General features: G+C 61.8%; 17 protein-coding genes. 6 read left to right on the forward strand and 11 right to left on the reverse strand.

What is annotated here, in order from left to right; translation table 11 throughout:
- Positions 1–4: 4 nt before the first annotated feature.
- A complete protein-coding gene (locus tag BVU99_RS01805; RefSeq protein WP_025304451.1) occupies positions 5–577 on the reverse strand; it encodes a sugar O-acetyltransferase in 573 nt (190 codons plus the stop codon).
- Between the two features lie 245 nt (positions 578–822).
- Between BVU99_RS01805 and zur the strand changes: the two genes are divergently transcribed.
- A complete protein-coding gene (zur, locus tag BVU99_RS01810) occupies positions 823–1,335 on the forward strand; it encodes a zinc uptake transcriptional repressor Zur (protein WP_015379223.1) in 513 nt (170 codons plus the stop codon).
- Positions 1,336–1,437: 102 nt separating this feature from the next.
- On the opposite strand, the gene BVU99_RS01815 is transcribed toward zur, so the two are convergent.
- From BVU99_RS01815 to BVU99_RS01830, 4 genes are all read right to left on the reverse strand, one after another.
- Entirely contained in the window at positions 1,438–1,647 is a 210-nt protein-coding gene (locus tag BVU99_RS01815; protein WP_004936743.1) for a CsbD family protein, read from the reverse strand.
- A 315-nt stretch (positions 1,648–1,962) separates the two neighbouring features.
- The gene (dinF, locus tag BVU99_RS01820) at positions 1,963–3,300 is read right to left on the reverse strand and encodes an MATE family efflux transporter DinF (RefSeq protein WP_025304452.1); all 1,338 of its coding nucleotides are present in this window, start codon (positions 3,298–3,300) and stop codon (positions 1,963–1,965) included.
- Positions 3,301–3,403: 103 nt separating this feature from the next.
- The gene (gene lexA / locus BVU99_RS01825; RefSeq protein WP_025160136.1) at positions 3,404–4,012 is read right to left on the reverse strand and encodes a transcriptional repressor LexA; all 609 of its coding nucleotides are present in this window, start codon (positions 4,010–4,012) and stop codon (positions 3,404–3,406) included.
- 102 nt (positions 4,013–4,114) lie between these two features.
- The gene (locus tag BVU99_RS01830) at positions 4,115–4,483 is read right to left on the reverse strand and encodes a diacylglycerol kinase (RefSeq protein ID WP_015379225.1); all 369 of its coding nucleotides are present in this window, start codon (positions 4,481–4,483) and stop codon (positions 4,115–4,117) included.
- Between the two features lie 148 nt (positions 4,484–4,631).
- On the opposite strand from BVU99_RS01830, the gene plsB reads away from it, so the two are divergent.
- Complete coding sequence (plsB, locus tag BVU99_RS01835) at positions 4,632–7,097, forward strand: glycerol-3-phosphate 1-O-acyltransferase PlsB (RefSeq protein WP_049204320.1); 2,466 nt, start codon at positions 4,632–4,634, stop codon at positions 7,095–7,097.
- 66 nt (positions 7,098–7,163) lie between these two features.
- Here the strand turns inward: plsB and ubiA are convergent, their stop codons facing one another.
- Both ubiA and ubiC read right to left on the reverse strand, forming a co-directional pair.
- On the reverse strand, positions 7,164–8,036 hold the full coding sequence (gene ubiA / locus BVU99_RS01840; RefSeq protein WP_025304455.1) for a 4-hydroxybenzoate octaprenyltransferase: 873 nt from the start codon (positions 8,034–8,036) through the stop codon (positions 7,164–7,166).
- A gap of 18 nt (positions 8,037–8,054) precedes the next feature.
- Positions 8,055–8,570: a chorismate lyase gene (gene ubiC / locus BVU99_RS01845; protein ID WP_025304456.1), complete on the reverse strand. Its 516-nt coding sequence runs from the start codon at positions 8,568–8,570 to the stop codon at positions 8,055–8,057.
- Between the two features lie 392 nt (positions 8,571–8,962).
- On the opposite strand from ubiC, the gene BVU99_RS01850 reads away from it, so the two are divergent.
- Genes BVU99_RS01850 through BVU99_RS01860 form a run of 3 tightly spaced genes read left to right on the forward strand, consistent with a single transcriptional unit; the run spans position 8,963 to position 12,376 of the window.
- The gene (locus tag BVU99_RS01850) at positions 8,963–10,345 is read left to right on the forward strand and encodes an MFS transporter (RefSeq protein ID WP_025304457.1); all 1,383 of its coding nucleotides are present in this window, start codon (positions 8,963–8,965) and stop codon (positions 10,343–10,345) included.
- Positions 10,346–10,369: 24 nt separating this feature from the next.
- Positions 10,370–11,371: a LacI family DNA-binding transcriptional regulator gene (locus BVU99_RS01855; RefSeq protein ID WP_025304458.1), complete on the forward strand. Its 1,002-nt coding sequence runs from the start codon at positions 10,370–10,372 to the stop codon at positions 11,369–11,371.
- Positions 11,372–11,392: 21 nt separating this feature from the next.
- Complete coding sequence (locus tag BVU99_RS01860; RefSeq protein WP_043139664.1) at positions 11,393–12,376, forward strand: nucleoside hydrolase; 984 nt, start codon at positions 11,393–11,395, stop codon at positions 12,374–12,376.
- A 55-nt stretch (positions 12,377–12,431) separates the two neighbouring features.
- On the opposite strand, the gene malM is transcribed toward BVU99_RS01860, so the two are convergent.
- The 4 genes from malM to BVU99_RS25385 form a co-directional block, all read right to left on the reverse strand.
- The gene (gene malM, locus BVU99_RS01865; RefSeq protein ID WP_099817741.1) at positions 12,432–13,337 is read right to left on the reverse strand and encodes a maltose operon protein MalM; all 906 of its coding nucleotides are present in this window, start codon (positions 13,335–13,337) and stop codon (positions 12,432–12,434) included.
- Between the two features lie 100 nt (positions 13,338–13,437).
- Complete coding sequence (locus BVU99_RS01870; protein WP_025304461.1) at positions 13,438–14,727, reverse strand: maltoporin; 1,290 nt, start codon at positions 14,725–14,727, stop codon at positions 13,438–13,440.
- Between the two features lie 32 nt (positions 14,728–14,759).
- Entirely contained in the window at positions 14,760–15,869 is a 1,110-nt protein-coding gene (malK, locus tag BVU99_RS01875; protein WP_025304462.1) for a maltose/maltodextrin ABC transporter ATP-binding protein MalK, read from the reverse strand.
- A complete protein-coding gene (locus BVU99_RS25385) occupies positions 15,862–16,833 on the reverse strand; it encodes an alpha-amylase family glycosyl hydrolase (RefSeq protein WP_043139716.1) in 972 nt (323 codons plus the stop codon). Before BVU99_RS25385 ends, malK begins: the two co-directional genes overlap by 8 nt.
- Before the next feature lie 358 nt (positions 16,834–17,191).
- On the opposite strand from BVU99_RS25385, the gene malE reads away from it, so the two are divergent.
- A complete protein-coding gene (malE, locus tag BVU99_RS01885) occupies positions 17,192–18,385 on the forward strand; it encodes a maltose/maltodextrin ABC transporter substrate-binding protein MalE (protein ID WP_025304464.1) in 1,194 nt (397 codons plus the stop codon).
- Positions 18,386–18,424 lie beyond the last annotated feature (39 nt).

The raw sequence follows: 18,424 nt of genomic DNA on the forward strand, positions 1-18,424 counted from the left end.
CGCCCTATTCCAACGAGCGGATAACCCGGCATGGCTGCCCCAGCGCCAGCACGTTGGCCGGGATGTCGCCGGTGACGATGCTGCCCGCGCCGATGGTCGTGCCGTCGCCGATGGTCACTCCCGGCAGGATCACTACGTTGCCGCCGATCCAGACGTTGTTGCCAATGGACACCGGCTGCGCCGAGGTGCGGAAAGGGAAATCCGGATCGCCGGTGAAGCGCTCTGCGGCCTTCAGCGGGTGGCTCGGCGTATAGATTTGCACGTTGGGGCCGATCAGCGTGTTGTCGCCGATGGTGATGGTATTACAATCGAGGAACACCGCATTGACGTTGATAAAACAGTTTTTACCGATGCGGACATGCTGCCCGTAGTCGCACCAGAATGGCGTTTCAATCCAACTCGCCTTCCCCCAGGCGCCAAACAGCTCGCCGAGCAGGCGGTTTTTCTCGTCCGCCTGATGCGAGTCCAGCGCCCCCAAGCTTTTGGTCAACGCCCTCGCCCGATGGTACAGGGCGATCAGTTCTTCATCGCGGCTGTTGTACTCCAGGCCGCTTAACAGCTTCTCTCTTTCCGTCATCACACAGGGCTCCTGCTCATCACGCGGGTGAAAGGCGTTATACCGCTCTCGTCCCCCGCTCTCCAGCGCTAAAACCGGCAACGTTGATTTGCCGCCCGACGGCGGGGAAAAGTTGTGATGCAACTCTCTTTTCGCGCGATCGACGCGCCTTTCCCTGCGCTATCCTCAGGGGAAAAGGGGGCAACTCTCGGCGATTCGCCGTAATCATGGTAAAATCGGCTTTTTTACGTACCGGGATATTTGCGATGAACTCAACCACCCAGGAAAAGCTGCTGGCGCAGGCTGAACGCCTCTGCCAGCAACGCAATGTGCGATTGACGCCGCAACGGCTGGAAGTGCTGCGTCTGATGACTCAGCAACCCGGTGCAATCAGCGCATATGACCTGCTCGATCTGCTGCGCGTCGCCGAACCGCAGGCCAAGCCGCCGACGGTCTACCGCGCGCTGGATTTTCTGCTGGAGCAAGGGTTTATCCATAGAGTGGAATCGGCCAACAGCTACGTGCTGTGCCACCATTTCGAACAGCCGATGCATACGTCCGCGCTGTTTATCTGCGACCGCTGCGGCCAGGTGACCGAACGCACCACCGAAGGCGTGGAGGAAACGCTGCAGAAGCTGGCGCAGGAAGCCGGATTTGCGCTGCGGCACAGCGTGGTGGAAGCGCACGGTCTGTGCGCCGGTTGCGTTGAAGTTGAGGCTTGTGACAGCAAGCATGACTGCGCCGAACACGATCACAGCATCGCCATCAAGAAGAAGTAAGACGAAGTCAGGTACTTCCCTGTACCTGCAGCCGGGGCGCCAGAGGATGGAGCGACGCCGGCCTGCGCTGTTGCCGGCCGCCGTCAGTGGCGGCCCTGCGTGTTACCAGCGGTGTTTGGTGTGATCTTCCCAGGCTTTCACCTCTTTCTCGGCCGCCTCTTTCTGGTAACCGTAGCGCTCCTGGATTTTACCGACTAGCTGTTCGCGTTTCCCTTCGATGACCGTCAGATCGTCATCGGTCAGCTTGCCCCATTTTTCCTTCACTTTGCCTTTCAGCTGCTTCCAGTTACCGTCGGCTTGATCTTTATTCATAGTCTCTCCGTTAACCTGTGGTGAATCAGTGATCCCTGTCGCCGGCCGGGGTTAAACAGAAGTTTTTCTGGTTGATACTCCCTTCACCTTAAGAAGCACCGCTCCCCTTCATTCACCAGCCACATGATTCATTCTAGTTAAACATGGAAATAAAAAAGCCAAATATCAGAATAAAAAACCATTAAAAAGAAAAATAAACACAAAAAACGCTAACAAACAACGAACTAAACCGGAAATATTCAGGCTGGAAACATGTAAGCAAACATGAATAAAAACATAAGATAAATTAATAATTAACCCAACAAAGCGTCCGGTCTAACGTGCAGCAAACCAGCTGCCGCGCACCTGATGACGGTGCCAAATCCAACCCAGCGCCACGCCACGCAACGTCAGAAACACCGCCAGCGCCAGCCAGAGCCCGTGGTTGCCTAGCAGCGGCACGCTGAACAGCGTCAGACCATATCCTGCCGCGGCCACCGCCATACTGTTACGCATCTCGGCGCCGCGCGTGGCACCGATAAACATGCCGTCCAGCAAATAGCACCACACCCCGACCAGCGGCAGAATGACCTGCCACGGTAAATAGTGGGCGGCCAACGCACGCAGCTCCGGCAAGGAGGTCAACGCCGCCACGATCTGCTGGCCGGTAACGGCATACGCCAGGCCGAAAGCCAACGCGACCAGCCCAGCCTGCCTGCAGGCCGCGTGCCACACCTTACGCAGTTGGCTGCCGTCCCGGGCACCGTAGGCGTGGCCGGAATGGGCCTCCACCGCATAAGCGAAGCCGTCGAGCGCATAGGCGGTAAACGTCAGCAGGTTCATCAACACCGCGTTAACCGCCACCACATCGCTCCCCAGGCGAGCGCCGAAAATGGTCAGCGACGCAAAACACAGCTGCAGCAGCAATGAGCGCAACATGATGTCGCGATTGAGCGCCAGCAGGCGGCGCAGATCGCCACGCCAGGCCTGACGCAGCATCGCCAGGGTAATACCGCGCAGACGCATCACTCGCCACGCCAGCCACAGGCCGAGCAATAGCGTGGCATATTCGGCGATGGCGGTGGCCGCCGCCGCCCCTCGTACGTTCCAGCCCAGGCCCATCACCAGCCAGATATCCAGCACGATGTTCAGCAGGTTGCCGACGATCAGCAGGATCACCGGCGCACGCACGTACTGCACGCCGAGCAGCCAGCCCAGCAGCACCAGGTTGGCCAGCGCCGCCGGTGCGCTCAACCAGCGGATCTCAAGAAAACGCCGCGCCTGCTCCAGCACCTCGCCATCGCCGCCGACGATCCGCAGCGCCAGTTCAATCAGCGGGTAGCGCAACAGGACGATCGCCCCCCCGGCCAACAACGCCAGCAGCAGCGGTTGCATAAAGGCGCGCGCCAGCGCCTGCGGGTTCTTCGCTCCCAGCGCCTGCGCCGCGAGGCCGGTGGTGCTCATGCGCAGGAACAGCAGCAGCATGAACAGGAAGCTGGTCGCCACCGCGCCGATCGCCACGCCTCCCAAATAGATCGGGCTGTCGAGGTGGCCGATCACCGCGGTGTCCACCAGCCCGAGCAGCGGCACGGTGATATTGGAGAAAATCATCGGCAGGGCGAGGCGCCACAGGGCTTTATCGGTGTCGCTGGTGAAGGCGGAAATCAGGCGCATGATGGGATGTTCCTGTGACAGAGTGACGAAGGGCGAGGTCAGAAACAAAAACGCCCCAAAACAGGGGCGATTGATACAGGGAGCGGCGGTGATGGCGCGGCGATTAAATCCAGTCGCCGTTGCGGATCACGCCGACCGCCAGCCCTTCGATCGTGAAATTCTGCTGGCGCAGATCGACCACGATCGGTTGGAATTCATTGTTCTCCGGCAGCAGCTCAACCACGTTACCGTGCTTTTTCAAGCGCTTGACCGTCACTTCGTCTTCGATGCGCGCGACCACGACCTGGCCGTTGCGCACGTCTTGCGTTTTGTGCACCGCCAGCAGATCGCCGTCCAGAATGCCGATGTCGCGCATCGACATGCCGTTCACCCGCAACAGGAAATCGGCGCTCGGTTTAAACAGGGAAGGATCCACCTGGTAGTGCCCTTCGATGTGCTGCTGCGCCAGCAGCGGTTCGCCGGCGGCGACGCGACCGATCAGCGGCAACCCTTCTTCTTCTTCCATCAACAGGCGGATACCGCGCGACGCACCGGAGACGATTTCGATCACGCCTTTGCGTGCCAGCGCCTTCAGGTGCTCTTCGGCGGCGTTAGGCGAACGGAACCCCAGACGCATCGCGATCTCGGCACGCGTTGGCGGCATGCCCGTTTGCGAAATATGATCGCGAATCAGATCGTAGACCTCTTGCTGTCTGGTAGTTAGTGCTTTCATTCCGCCCCCTGTTTGTTTATACAGTCTTGCTGTGAGTATATACAGGTAAGCGCGGATTGGGAACCGAAGAATAAATAAAAATCAGTCAGTAGGCGACTTTCGTCAGCCAAAATGCTGCCACAAGACCGTGCCCCATACGAACAGCGCCAGCACGATCGCCAGCGACACCGCCGCCGATCCCATGTCCTTGGCCCGCCCGGACAGCTCATGGTGTTCGCTGCCGATGCGATCCACCACCGCCTCGATCGCGCTGTTCAGGATCTCGACGATCATCACCAGCGCCACCGATCCGATCAATAAAATGCGCGCTATCGCACCCACGTCCAGCCAGACAGCCAGTATGATAGCCAGGAGGGTCACCACCAGTTCCTGGCGGAACGCCGCCTCGTGTTGCCAGGCGGCGGAAAGCCCTTTATAAGAATAGCCGGCGGCCTTGATGATGCGGGTCAATCCGGTTGCTTGGTTTGCCATGTTTTCGTGCCTTTCTCAGAGGTCGGTCATAATAAAAAGAGTCTAGAACAGTCCGCGCTGACGGCTCTCGGTTTTCGAACACCACAGATCTGCTACCCGGTTTCTGGTATGCTTGCGGCGCATTGCTAACAAGAGGCTTCACGTTGTTATGTCAGGTTGGCGTAAAATTTATTATAAAATATTGAATTTACCACTTAAATTGTTGGTAAGAAGTAAGGTCATCCCTTCAGATCCGGTTACCGAGCTAGGGTTGGATCCCTCACGGCCGATTTTGTATGTTTTACCTTACAATTCCAAGGCGGATTTGCTGACGCTGCGCACCCAGTGCCTGGCGCAGGATCTGCCCGATCCGCTCAACGCGCTGGAGATCGACGGCACCGTGCTGCCGAGCTACGTGTTCATTCACGACGGCCCGCGCGTGTTCCGCTACTACACCCCGAAAGAAGAGTCGGTAAAGCTGTTCCACGACTATCTGGATCTGCATCGCAGCAATCCGGATCTCGACATTCAGATGCTGCCGGTTTCGGTCATGTTCGGCCGTTCGCCGGGCCGCGAAGGTCACGGCACGCCACACCTGCGTCTGTTGAACGGCGTGCAGAAATTCTTCGCCGTACTGTGGCTCGGCCGCGACAGCTTCGTGCGTTTCTCCAACACCGTTTCGCTGCGCCGCATGGCCACCGAGCACGGCACGGATAAAACCATCGCGCAGAAACTGGCGCGCGTGGCGCGCATGCACTTCTCGCGTCAGCGCCTGGCCGCGGTAGGCCCGAGCCTGCCGGCCCGTCAGGACCTGTTCAACAAGCTGTTGGCGTCCAAAGCGATCGAAAAAGCGGTCGAGGACGAAGCGCGCAGCAAGAAGATCTCGCACGAGAAGGCCCAGCAGAACGCCATCGCGCTGATGGAAGAGATCGCCGCCGATTTCTCCTACGAAACCGTGCGTCTGTCCGACCGCGTGCTGAGCTGGACCTGGAACCGGCTGTATCAGGGCATCAACGTCACCAACGCCGAGCGCGTGCGCCAGCTGGCGCAGGACGGCCACGAGATCGTCTACGTGCCCTGCCACCGCAGTCACATGGACTATCTGCTGCTGTCCTACGTGCTGTATCATCAGGGCCTGGTGCCGCCGCACATCGCTGCGGGCATCAACCTCAACTTCTGGCCGGCCGGCCCGATCTTCCGTCGCCTGGGCGCGTTCTTCATCCGCCGCACCTTTAAAGGCAACAAGCTGTACTCGACGGTGTTCCGCGAATACCTCGGCGAGCTGTTCACTCGCGGTTACTCGGTGGAATATTTCGTGGAAGGCGGCCGTTCCCGCACCGGGCGTCTGCTGGAACCGAAAACCGGCACCCTGTCGATGACCATCCAGGCGATGCTGCGCGGCGGCGCCCGTCCGATCACGCTGGTGCCGATCTACATCGGCTACGAGCATGTGATGGAAGTGGGCACCTACGCCAAAGAGCTGCGCGGCGCCACCAAGGAAAAAGAGAGCCTGCTGCAGATGCTGCGCGGCCTGCGCAAGCTGCGCAATCTGGGCCAGGGTTACGTCAACTTCGGCGAACCGCTGCCGTTGACCGCTTACCTCAACCAGCACGTGCCGCAGTGGCGCGAGTCGATCGATCCGATCGAAGCTCAACGCCCAAGCTGGCTGACGCCGACGGTCAACGATCTGGCCGGCCAGATCATGGTGCGCATCAACAACGCCGCCGCGGCCAACGCCATGAACCTGTGTTCCACCGCGCTGCTGGCCTCGCGCCAGCGTTCGCTGACCCGCGAACAGCTGCTCGAGCAGCTCGAGTGTTACCTGCAGCTGATGCGCAACGCGCCTTACGCCCATGATGTCACCGTACCGACGCAGACGCCGGACGAGCTGCTGGATCACGCGCTGAACATGAACAAGTTCGAGGTGGAAAAGGACAACATCGGCGACATCATCATCCTGCCGCGCGAGCAGGCGGTGCTGATGACCTATTACCGCAACAACATCCACCACCTGCTGGTGTTGCCGTCGCTGATCGCCAGCATCGTCATGCATCATCGCCGGGTATCGCGCGCCGAACTGCTGCGCCAGATTGGCATGATTTACCCGATGCTGAAAGCCGAGCTGTTCCTGCATAACGACAAGGAGCAGCTGCCGGACGTGCTGCGGCCGATGATCGACGAGCTGATCCGTCAACAGCTTATCTGCGACAAAGGCGACGAGCTGGTGCTGAACCCGGCGCGCATTCGCCCGCTGCAGCTGCTGGCCGCCGGGGTGCGCGAAACCCTGCAACGCTACGCCATCACCATGTCGATCCTCAGCGCCAACCCGAGCATCAACCGCGGCGCGCTGGAGAAAGAGAGCCGCATCATGGCGCAGCGTCTGTCGGTGCTGCACGGCATCAACGCGCCGGAGTTCTTCGACAAGGCGGTATTCTCCACCCTGGTGGCGACGCTGCGCGAAGAAGGCTATATCAACGACAGCGGCGATGCGATCCGCGAGCACACCCTCGAGGTGTACAACATGCTGAGCGATCTGATCACGCCGGAAATCAAGCTGACCATCGAAAGCGTCAACATGCCGGAAGAGACCACCATCCTGCCGCAAACCGATGCGGGAGAAGAGCAAGACGAGTGATTTCGCCCGGCGCAGAAACACAAAAGGCACCCCGAGAGGTGCCTTTTTTCTTGCTGCAGGAAACCGTTACGCCGGCAGATAGCTCAGTGCGATGCCGATAAATACCACCAGCCCGACATAATTGTTCTGCAGGAAGGCCTTGAAGCAGGCTTCGCGCTCGCGCCCGGCAATCTGCTTTTGCTGGTGAATGAACAGTGCGCCCGCCAGCAACAGCGACCAGTAAAACGCGCCGCCGAGCTGCGCCAGATAACCGACCCACACCAGCAGCAACAGCGTCGCGAACTGCAACAGCCCGACGATCAGCTTGTCATAACGCCCGAACAGGATAGCGGTGGACTTGATGCCTATTTTCAGATCATCGTCGCGATCGACCATCGCATACAGCGTGTCATAGGCCACCGTCCAGCAGATGTTGGCCAGCAGCAGCAGCCAGCAGCTAAGCGGCAGCGATTCGCTGACCGCCGCATAGCCCATCGGAATGCCCCAGCCGAACGCGGCACCCAGCACGAACTGCGGCAGGTTGGTCACCCGCTTCATAAACGGATACACCCAGGCTAGCGCCAGCGCCGCCAGCGACAGCCAGATGGTCATAGCGTTCAGCGTCAATACCAGGCAGAAGGAGATCAGCACCAGCACCACGAACAGCACCTTGGCCTCTTTCGCGCTCACCCGACCGCTCGGCATCGGCCGCCCGGCGGTGCGCTTTACGTAGCCGTCCACCGCGCGATCGGCGTAGTCATTCACCACGCAACCGGCGGCGCGCATCAGGAACACGCCGAGCACGAACACCACCAGAATCGAGAGCGGCGGCACGCCTTTCCCGGCCAGCCACAGCGCCCACAGCGTCGGCCACAACAGCAACAGCGTGCCGATCGGTTTATCAATGCGCATCAAATGGCTGTAAGCCCGCCATTTACTTTGAGTCACGCTTCCCTCCAACGTCTTGCTCTCCTCTCTTTATGCGGGGACCGCTGAATACAGCGGCGAAGCCGGTAAAAACAGTTCGGTCAGCAACAGCGGCTTGCCCGCCAGCCGCAGCCGTGAACGACGCGCCCACAGCGCGTCCTGCCGGCCGATATGGATATAGTCGCGCGTCAGCTCGCCGCTGCTGAACAGATAGCGCCCGAGCGGCAGCGTCCCCAGATCCACCAACGCCTGATCGGGGCCGGTCAGCGTATGTTCCGGGATCACCGTGCGCCCAAGCAGCCAGGGCTGGTCGTCGCCCAGCAGCACCACTTCGCGCAGCCAGTAGCGCGGGCTGTCGGGCAGGTGGTTCGCCTCGTCGCCCAGCGCCTCGCGCGTGACGAAGCATTCGCGCTGCGGTTCAACGCGCACCTGGGCGCAATGGCGTTCAAATCGGCGGGTCATGGAGCCTAACTCCATCAGCCAGTCGCTGACGGCGGCGGGCGCCGGAGGATCCTGTTCGGACAACCACTCCAGCGGCGGCAGGATGGAATCCCTGATGCCAGACATTGTTTTACTCCTCGCCTGAACCGCGGCCGGTGTGGCGCGCCAGGCGATACAAACTGTTAACAGGCCCCCATTGTAGCGCAGAAATGCGAAAGCGGCAGGCTGATTCGTGGCGAAAACGGCAGGCCTATCGGCCGGAAAAACCGGGGTTCTGTCATCTTTTTGCCATCCGCCTTCTCTATCTTCATTTCCCGGCGCGCTGACGATTCTGTGATCGCCCGCAAAGTTTCAGCTTCCTCGCGTTGTGTTATCTACGCGCGTAGATACCCTGATACAGCAGCGTTGAATCGCCATGCGTCCGACATGATTTGTCGGCACACCTTTGTTGCCGGCACCAGGGAAACCATCTTTAGCCGCGCCCCTCCAGGCGCAGAACAAAAGAGGATAGCACTGCCATGAGCGAAACAACGCTTGCCCCTTCACAGACCGCCGACGCCGCGCTGGCGGCCGATGAACGCCTGGCAACCAAAGAGGGGCGTAGCCAATTTTGGCGCGCCACCTTCTCTTGCTGGCTCGGTACCGCCATGGAATACGTCGATTTTGCGCTGTACGGCCTGGCGGCCGGCATGGTGTTCGGCGACGTGTTCTTCCCGGAAGCCACGCCGCTGGTGGCGCTGCTGGCCAGCTTCGCCACCTACTCCGTCGGCTTCGTCGCGCGGCCGATCGGTGCGCTGGTGTTCGGCTGGATCGGCGATCGCAAAGGCCGCCGCGTGGTGCTGATCACCACCGTGGCGCTGATGGGCCTCTCCACCACGCTGATCGGCCTGATCCCGTCCTATGCGCAAATCGGCGTCTGGGCGCCTACCTGCCTAGTGATCCTGCGCTTCGCGCAGGGGTTCGGCGCCGGTGCGGAACTGTCCGGCGGCGCGGTGATGCTGGCGGAATACGCGCCGGCCAAACGACGCGGGCTGGTGGCGTCGATCATCGCCATCGGCTCGAACAGCGGCACCCTGCTGGCGTCGCTGGTATGGCTGCTGGTACTGCAGCTGGACAAGGAAGATCTGATGAGCTGGGGCTGGCGCATTCCGTTCCTCGCCAGCATTCTGATCGCCGGTGCGGCGCTGTACCTGCGTCGCCACGTGCGGGAAACGCCGGTCTTCGAACGCGAGCTGCAACAAAACCACCAGCGCATGCTGGACGCCGCCCAGGCCGCGCCGGATACGCGCAGCTACCTGCAGCGCACCAAGGCGTTCTGGGTGATGCTCGGCCTGCGCATCGGCGAAAACGGCCCTTCCTACCTGTGCCAGGGCTTTATCGTCGGCTATGTCGCCAAGGTGCTGATGGTCGATAAATCGGTGCCGGCGCTGGCGGTGTTGATCGCCTCGCTGTGCGGTTTTCTGGTGATCCCGCTGGCCGGCTGGCTGTCCGATCGCTTCGGCCGCCGCATCACCTACCGCTGGTTCTGCCTGCTGCTGGTGCTGTACGCCTTCCCGGCGTTCTGGTTGCTCGACAGCCGTGAACCGGCGATCGTCATCTCGGTGATCGTGGTCGGCATGTGCATCGCATCGCTGGGGATCTTCGGCGTGCAGGCGGCCTACGGCGTCGAACTGTTCGGCGTGAAGAATCGCTACTCCAAGATGGCGTTCGCCAAGGAGCTCGGTTCGATCCTCTCCGGCGGCACCGCGCCGCTGATCGCCACCGCGCTGCTGTCCGGTTTCGGTCACTGGTGGCCTGTCGCCTGCTATTTTGTTGTAATGGCGGCCATCGGCTTAATCACCACCTTCTTTGCTCCCGAAACCCGCGGCCGCGATCTCAACCTGCCGCAGGATGCCGCGTAGCGAGAAGGCGAACAGGAACCCAATTTGGATAATCACTCCGCGCGACGCGTTACCCGCGCCGACGTGGCCCGCGTAGCGGGCACCTCCGTCGCCGTGGTCAGCTATGTGATCAACAACGGCCCGCGCCCGGTGGCGGAAGCCACCCGGCTGCGCGTGCTGGCGGCGATCGAGCAGACCGGCTACCGGCCTAACGACATCGCGCGGGCATTGGCCTCCGGCAGCACGCAAACCTACGGGCTGGTGGTGCCGGATATTTCCAACCCTTTCTTCGCCACGCTGGCGCGGGCGCTGCAGCAAGAGGCCTTCAGCCGCGGCCGCGTGCTGCTGCTGGGTGACGCCGGCGATGACCGGCAGCGTGAGTATGAGCTGATCAACAACCTGCTGCGCCGCCAGGTCGACGGCCTGCTGTACACCAGCGTCGATCGCCATCCGTGGTTCGAGCTGATCCGCGCCTCCGGCACGCCCTGCGTGATGATAGACACCATCGACAGCCAGGCCGGCGTCTGCGCCATCCGCGTCGACGAGCGCGACGCCGCCTGCCAGGCGACCCGCCATCTGCTGCAGCACGGCTATCGCGACATCGGCATTTTTATCGGCCCGCTGACCATGCTCAACGCGCAGGATCGCCTGAACGGCTGGCGCGATGCGCTGCTGGAGGCGGGCATTGCGCCGCGCGACGAGTGGATTTTCGAGGTGCCCTACACCCGCCAGGGCGGCTACCAGGCCACCCAGTGCCTGGTGCAAGGCCCACGCCCACGCGCCGTTTTCACCTCTAACGAACAGCAGGCGCTCGGCTGCCTGTCGGCGTTGGCAGAGCATGGGTTGCGCGCACCGGACGATCTGGCGCTGATTTGTTTTAACGGCACGCAGCAATCCGAATTCAGCGTGCCGCCGCTCAGCGCGGTCGAGCAGCCGATCGACGCCATGGCCAAGCGGGCCATCGCCATGCTGGCCGCCGGTGCCGCGCCCGCCGAGCTGCATGAATTCGCTTTTCAACTGCGCATCCGCCATTCATGCGGCTGTTAGCGGGTTTTCAGGACACCTTATATGCGTTTAATCATTGATTGCGATCCCGGCAATGGCGTCCCCGGCGCCAACGTCGACGACGGGCTGGCGCTGGCCCTGGCGCTGGCGGCCAAACCGCAGCTGCAGCTGGAGCTGATCAGCATCGTGGCCGGCAACACCCCGCGCGAAGTGGGCTTCGCCGTCGCCACCGATCTGCTGGCGCAGAGCGGCTATCAGGTTCCTGTCGCCCTCGGCGCGGCGCGCGCCCTGAGTGAGCCGCCGGAGCCGTGGCGCGCGCATCTGGACCGCCCGATCGCCGATCCCAAGCTGGCAGCGCTGTGGCGCGACTTGCCCGCGCCCTCACTCGCCAACGCGCCCGCACCGGACGCCGCCATCGCCATCGGCGAGCTGATCTGCCGCCATCCCGGCGAGATCACGCTGGCGGCGATCGGCCCGCTGACCAACGTTGCGCACGCCATGCAGCTTTACCCGCAGATGGCGCAGGCGGTGAAAGAGATCGTAATCATGGGTGGCGTATTCAACGTCGACGGGTACATCAAGGACACCAATTTCGGCCTGGATCCGGAAGCGGCACGGCTGGTGCTGAACAGCGGCGCCGCTATCACGCTGGCGCCGCTGGATGTCACCACCCAGACCATGCTGACCCAGGCGGATCTGGCCGCACTGACGCAGCCGGATACGCCGCTGTGCCGCTATTTGCGCGCCACCACGCAGCCGTGGATCGACTATTCGCGCCATACGCGGCGCCTGCCAGGCTGCTGGATCCATGATGCGCTGGTGATCGCCTGGCTGCTGGAACCGCAGCTGGTCACGACCGAAATGTTCCATGTGGATGTGGCGCTGGAAGGGGCGTTGACGCGCGGCAGCTCACGCCGTTGGCGGCCGGACAGCCTACGCCTGACGGTCGGCATGCCGCCGCCGCAGGGCAAGCCGGTGCGCATCATGCAGCAGGTGGACAACGCCCGTCTACTGGCGTTGATCGGCGCAACGCTGGCGCGCGGATGAAAAAAGGTGCGCCAAGGCGCACCAATCATCGAGCCAGCATCGGCAGCGCTGGGTGTTACCCCTTGCCTTTAACGCTGCTGATAAACGTTTTACGCGCAGTGGTCGAGCCCAACTTCTCGGCCTCATTCATCAGTTTCAGCGCCTTGTCGATATCGCCCGCCTTCACCGCCTGCTTGATGCCATTATTGAAGTAGCTTTCGGTATCGTTGAGCATCGGCTCCGCCGGTTTCTCTGGGGTCGGTGCCGGCGCCGCCACAGCGGCCGGTGCGGTTGATCCTACCACCACCGGCGCCACGGTCGGCGCAGGCTGCAGCATACCGATCATCACGTTGCCGGTGCCCTGTTCCGCGGTCACCTTGAGCTTCAGCGTGCCGCTCGTCGCGTGGCCGGCGATTGGATCCGGGATATCCGGCACCGCGTTGCCCACGCCCTGCGCATAGGCCTTAGCCGGATTGGTCAACTGCGTGGTTTTCGCCAAGTCCTGCCGAGTGGTGTACACCAGCAGGTAAATCTGTTTTTGACCAAGCGCCGGCGTCAGTTTCAACGTGCCTTCGAGGCGATCGGAGGACATTGCTCCCGGCGGCTGGTAAGGGAAATAGCTGCTCGGGTAATACGCCGCCGGGCGCAGATGCTCGTCCAGCACCAGCACGCTCGGCGCGTACAGCGAATTGTTTTTAGCGAGGCTGCTCAGCGTCACTTCCAGCGAGCCGCGATCGGCCGGCAGCGTATAGGCGGCGATCGCCCCCTGGATCTCGCCCTGATTGAGCTGCGGGCTGACGGCGTCGAGCTTCACTTCTTGCGACACCGGCGGCTGCAGCGGCTGCCACGGCAGGCTTTGCAGCGTGGCGGCGCTGATGGCCGGCGCGACGGAAACGTTAGCCGGCGTCTCGGCGTTGGCCGCCAGAGGCGCGCCGGCGGTCAGCGCCAGCGACAGGCAGAGTGACAGCAGATTCTTTTTCATCGTTATATCCTCTTTCAGCGCCGCGGCGGATCAGGCAAGAGATCCGGCCGCGGCGAATGCGGTTGGGGGAGAGCCGGCGGCCCTCCCCGTCCTGTCGTCGTTACCACCAAATTTCCATCTGGGCGCCGAAGGTGACTTCGTCATCCTTGCCGCGGCTGAAGGTATGCATGCTGGTGTCGTTGTAAGCGGTGCCGGCGTTATACCCGGTGTCATCGCCGGTGGCGTAGCCCCACTTCTCGTCCCACTTGGCGTAGGTGGCGAACAGGCGGATGGCCGGACGCGACCAGATGCTGTTGCCCGCCTGCCATTGCTGCGCCAGGGTCACTTTATACTGGCCGTTGCGATCGCCGGTGCGCTGGGATTTGACGTTGTCATAGCCCGCCTCCAGCAAGGTGCTCATGATCGGCGTCCATTTGTACATCGGGCGCACGCCCACGGTGTACCAGGTGGTGCCGTTGTTGTTGTCGCGGTCGATGTCCTGGAACATGGCGACGTACATCAGTGCCCACTGATCGTTGAAGTCGATGGCGCCGTGATCCAACACGCGGATCATCTTGCCGTTGTTATCAATGGTGGCGCCTTCGTTGCGGCCGTTGTTCTGCGAGGTCATCGAGTCGGTGGCGTACTGCAGCACGAACTTGTTGTAACCGTTCAGGATACTCTGCGTGTGTTCGGCGGTGAACATCCAGCCGTCTTTGCTGGCGCCGTCGGCCAGGCGGTAGTTATCCTGCGCATTGGCGCGGCCGTAGTCCACGCCCAGCTCCAGGGTGCCGCCCGGGTTCAGCTCCAGCCCGGCCAAGCGCACGTCGAAGGTGTCGTTGACGGTTGGACGCTGTTTCCATTCGTTATCCAGGTAGCCGTAAGAGCCGCCGGACTCCGAGTTGCGGGTCACGGCAGCGGACAGCTTGCCGAAGCCCAGATCGATATTTTCCAGACCGGCGCCCGGGCCGGAGATATCCCAGTAGTAGAAGTCGATCATATGAACGTCATGACGCTGATAGAAGCGCTTACCGGCCCACAGCGTGGAGCCCGGCAGCCACTCGATCAGGTTTTTACCCTGCACGTTGACTTCGCGGAAGCCCGGGGTCACGTCTTCCCAGTCAGAACGCTGCGAGACCGAATAGGCCAGGTTAGTGTCGAAATAGAAGCTCTTGTCGCCTTCTTTCCACACTTCCTGCCCCAGTTTCAGTTCGGCGTAGGTTTCGCATTCGTTGCCGAGACGGTATTTACTCGCGGCGCCGGTGGCCTTGAAACACTGTTGCTCACCGCCGCTGCCGGTCCAGCCGATGCCGGAACGGGCGTAACCGTGGAAATCCACGGCCAGCGCCTGAGTAGAGAGAACACCGGCGGCGACAGCCAGTGCCAGAGGAAGTTTGCGCAGAGTAGTCATCATTATTCTCCTGTTATACCGACTTTGATGCTTTAAACGCCCGGCTCCTGGTGCAGCCGTTTACATGCCGTACCGTCTTCACGGAACAGGTGGCAGCGGTGAGGCGGCAGGCCGATGGCGAATGTGGCACCTTCTTCTACCAGCACCACGTCATTCTGGCGGTACACCAGGTTTTGACGGATGGCCGGGATTTGGATGTGGATTTGCGTCTCGTTGCCGAGCTGCTCCACCACCTGTACGTCGCCGGTAAGCCGCACTTCTGAGGCTTCGCCGGGCAGCAGATGTTCAGGGCGAATGCCCAGTGACAGGTTGGCGCCGGGTTGAACGCCCGCGCCTTCCACCGGCAGCCACACCAGCTGGCGGTTGGGCAGTTCGACCTGCACCTGTTGCGGCTCCGCCGCGGTCACCTTGACCGGCAGGAAGTTCATCTTCGGCGAGCCGATAAACCCGGCGACGAAGCGGTTGGCCGGGTAGTGATACAGTTCCAGCGGCTTGCCGACCTGCGCCACGCGACCGGCGTCGAGCACCACGATCTTGTCGGCCAGCGTCATCGCCTCGACCTGATCGTGGGTGACGTAAATCATGGTGCGCTGCAGGCGCTTGTGCAGACGGGAGATCTCGATGCGCATCTGCACCCGCAGCGCGGCGTCGAGGTTGGACAGCGGTTCGTCAAGCAGGAATACGTCCGGCTCGGCCACCAGCGTGCGGCCGATCGCCACGCGCTGACGCTGCCCGCCGGACAGCGCCTTCGGCCGCCGGTCGAGCAGGTGCGCCAGTTGCAGCACCTCGGAAACCTGGTTCACCCGTTGATTGATTTCCGCTTTCTTGGCGCCGGCCAGCTTCAGGCCGAACGACATGTTGTCCGCCACCGACAGGTGCGGATACAGCGCGTAGGACTGGAACACCATGCCGATGCCGCGCTCGGAAGGCGGCACCTCATTCATACGTTTCTCGCCGATCAGCAGTTCGCCGGAGGTGATGTCCTCCAGCCCGGCGATCATGCGCAGCAGCGTCGATTTACCGCAGCCCGAAGGCCCGACAAACACCACAAACTCGCCGTCTTCGATGGTCAGATTGACGTCTTTGGAAATCACGGCCTCACCGAAGGCCTTATAAACGCTGCGCAGTGTCACGCTAGCCATGCGTTACTCCCCTGCTTTCGCAGTTAACATGTCGTGTGAAAATGGCGGAGGCAAAGCCCGCCAAAACCCATTGATGACCCTCTTGCTGCGCGCCGTGCTGCCATGCCAACGGCAAGGTCGCCTCAGACGGCGCGGCCGCCTGAGTATAAGGCTGCAGGTTTATCAGCGCTTCAAGGCATTGATCCTGATGGGTAATAAGTAAGCGCACCACGCCATCGCGCTGGCTGACTTCGTTCAGTTCGCCGTGCTGGATGAGCGGCGAACGACGCAGGGCCAACAGCGCCTGGCAGTAACGTAAGGTGGAGTGGCTGTCGTGCTGTTGGCGGCTGATGGCCAATGCGCGGTGTTCGATCGCCACCTGTTGATACCAGCTGATTTCGCCGGCGGTGACCTGTTCGGGGGCTTCGTGCCACGGCATCGGCGTTTGCGCGCCGCGCGGATCTTGCAGGCCGGCGGCATGCGGCAGCCCCAGCTCCTCGCCCTGATACAGGCAGATTGGCGCCGGTAGCATCGCCAGCAGCGTCAGAAAGGCGGCGGCGGAACGCAGGTCGCCCTGCCCCCAGCGGCTGACCACACGGGGCTGATCGGCGTCCCCGGTGCTCCACAGGCTGTCCGCCAACGTGGCACGACGGGCGTACAGCACCGCCACCAGCTTCTCCGCGCTGAACGGCATCACGTCCAGCGCCAGCGCACCGTGGGCGAACCGCCGCGGCGCGACGGCATTGCGAACGCGGTTGGCTTCATCGCCGTACCACAGCGTCAGCCCTTCGCCCGTCACCGTCGCCTCGGCCCTCGGCGCCAGCGTCTGCGGCAGCAACAGGCCGTCGATCGACAGCGCTTTCAGATACGGCAGCGCCGCCAGCATGCCGTGCGCGTCGCCCACGCCGTCCCCGTTTCCGTCACGGAAACTGGCCGGATGGATCCGGTACAGGGTGGGCTGAGTAGCGATAGGCGTTGACGACATAAATCCGGTATCCCTGCTGCGCGTAGCGTTGAAAATCAATGGGCCGATAGTGCGGGAGTCGCCGGAAAGGGTAATCATCCGTAACAAGATTTTTCATGGGGGAGGAGGCGGGAGGATGAGAGAACGACCGCGGCGATGAGAAGTTCCGCGCTTAAGGCAATTCTGTGATCCGGCTGGCAAAAATCGCCCCCCTATTTTGTGCCTGACGCCACAGAATAGAGCGCAACGTTAACTGGATCACACTCCTCATCTCAGGGGCGTAGAGGGGGGGAGGATGAGAATATGTCGCGTTGTGACCCACTATTACCGCGAAACGTCTCTCCTTGATTTATGTGCCCACAAAAAGAAGGACTGGATTATGACTCGCAGCATTACCCTCGCCCGCACGCTGGCACTCTCGGCACTGGCCACCCTGGTGCTCTCTTCTTCCGCCTTCGCCAAGATCGAGGAAGGCAAACTGGTTATCTGGATCAACGGCGACAAGGGCTATAACGGCCTGGCCGAAGTCGGCAAGAAATTCGAAAAAGACACCGGCATCAAAGTCACCGTCGAGCACCCGGACAAGCTGGAAGAGAAATACCCGCAGGTGGCCGCCACCGGCGACGGCCCTGACATCATCTTCTGGGCCCACGACCGCTTCGGCGGCTATGCGCAGTCCGGCCTGCTGGCCGAAATCCACCCGTCCAAAGCCTTCCAGGACAAGCTGTTCCCGTTCACCTGGGACGCCGTGCGCTATGACGGCAAGCTGATCGGCTACCCGATCGCCGTCGAAGCGCTGTCGCTGATTTATAACAAAGACCTGGTCAAACAGCCGCCGAAGACCTGGGAAGAAATCCCGGCGCTGGACAAACAGCTGCGCGCCAACGGCAAGAGCGCCATCATGTGGAACCTGCAGGAACCCTACTTCACCTGGCCTATCATCGCCGCCGACGGCGGTTATGCCTTCAAGTATGAAAACGGCAAATACAACATCAAGGATGTCGGCGTCGCCAACGCCGGTTCGCAGGCCGGTCTGCAGTTCATCGTCGATCTGGTGAAAAACAAACACATCAACGCCGATACCGACTACTCGATCGCCGAAGCCGCGTTCAACAAAGGCCAGACCGCGATGACCATCAACGGGCCGTGGGCCTGGAACAACATCGAGCAGAGCAAAATCAACTACGGCGTGACGCTGCTGCCGACCTTCAAAGGCAAGCCGTCCAAGCCGTTCGTCGGCGTGCTGACCGCCGGCATCAACGCCGCCAGCCCGAATAAAGAGCTGGCGACCGAGTTCCTCGAGAACTACCTGCTGACCAACGAAGGGCTGGCGGACGTCAACAAAGACAAGCCGCTGGGCGCGGTGGCGCTGAAGTCCTATCAGGAAGCGCTGGCCAAAGATCCGAAGATAGCGGCCACCATGCAGAACTCGCAAAACGGGGAAATCATGCCGAACATCCCGCAGATGAGCGCCTTCTGGTACGCCGAACGCAGCGCGGTGATCAACGCCGTCAGCGGCCGTCAGACGGTGAAAGCCGCGCTGGACGACGTGCAGACCCGTATCACCAAGTAACGACGTCGTGCGGGGTGCCACGGTGCCCCGCCGTTGCTT

Source organism: Serratia sp. OLAL2, assembly GCF_002752475.1.
Classification (GTDB): Bacteria; Pseudomonadota; Gammaproteobacteria; order Enterobacterales; family Enterobacteriaceae; genus Serratia; species Serratia bockelmannii.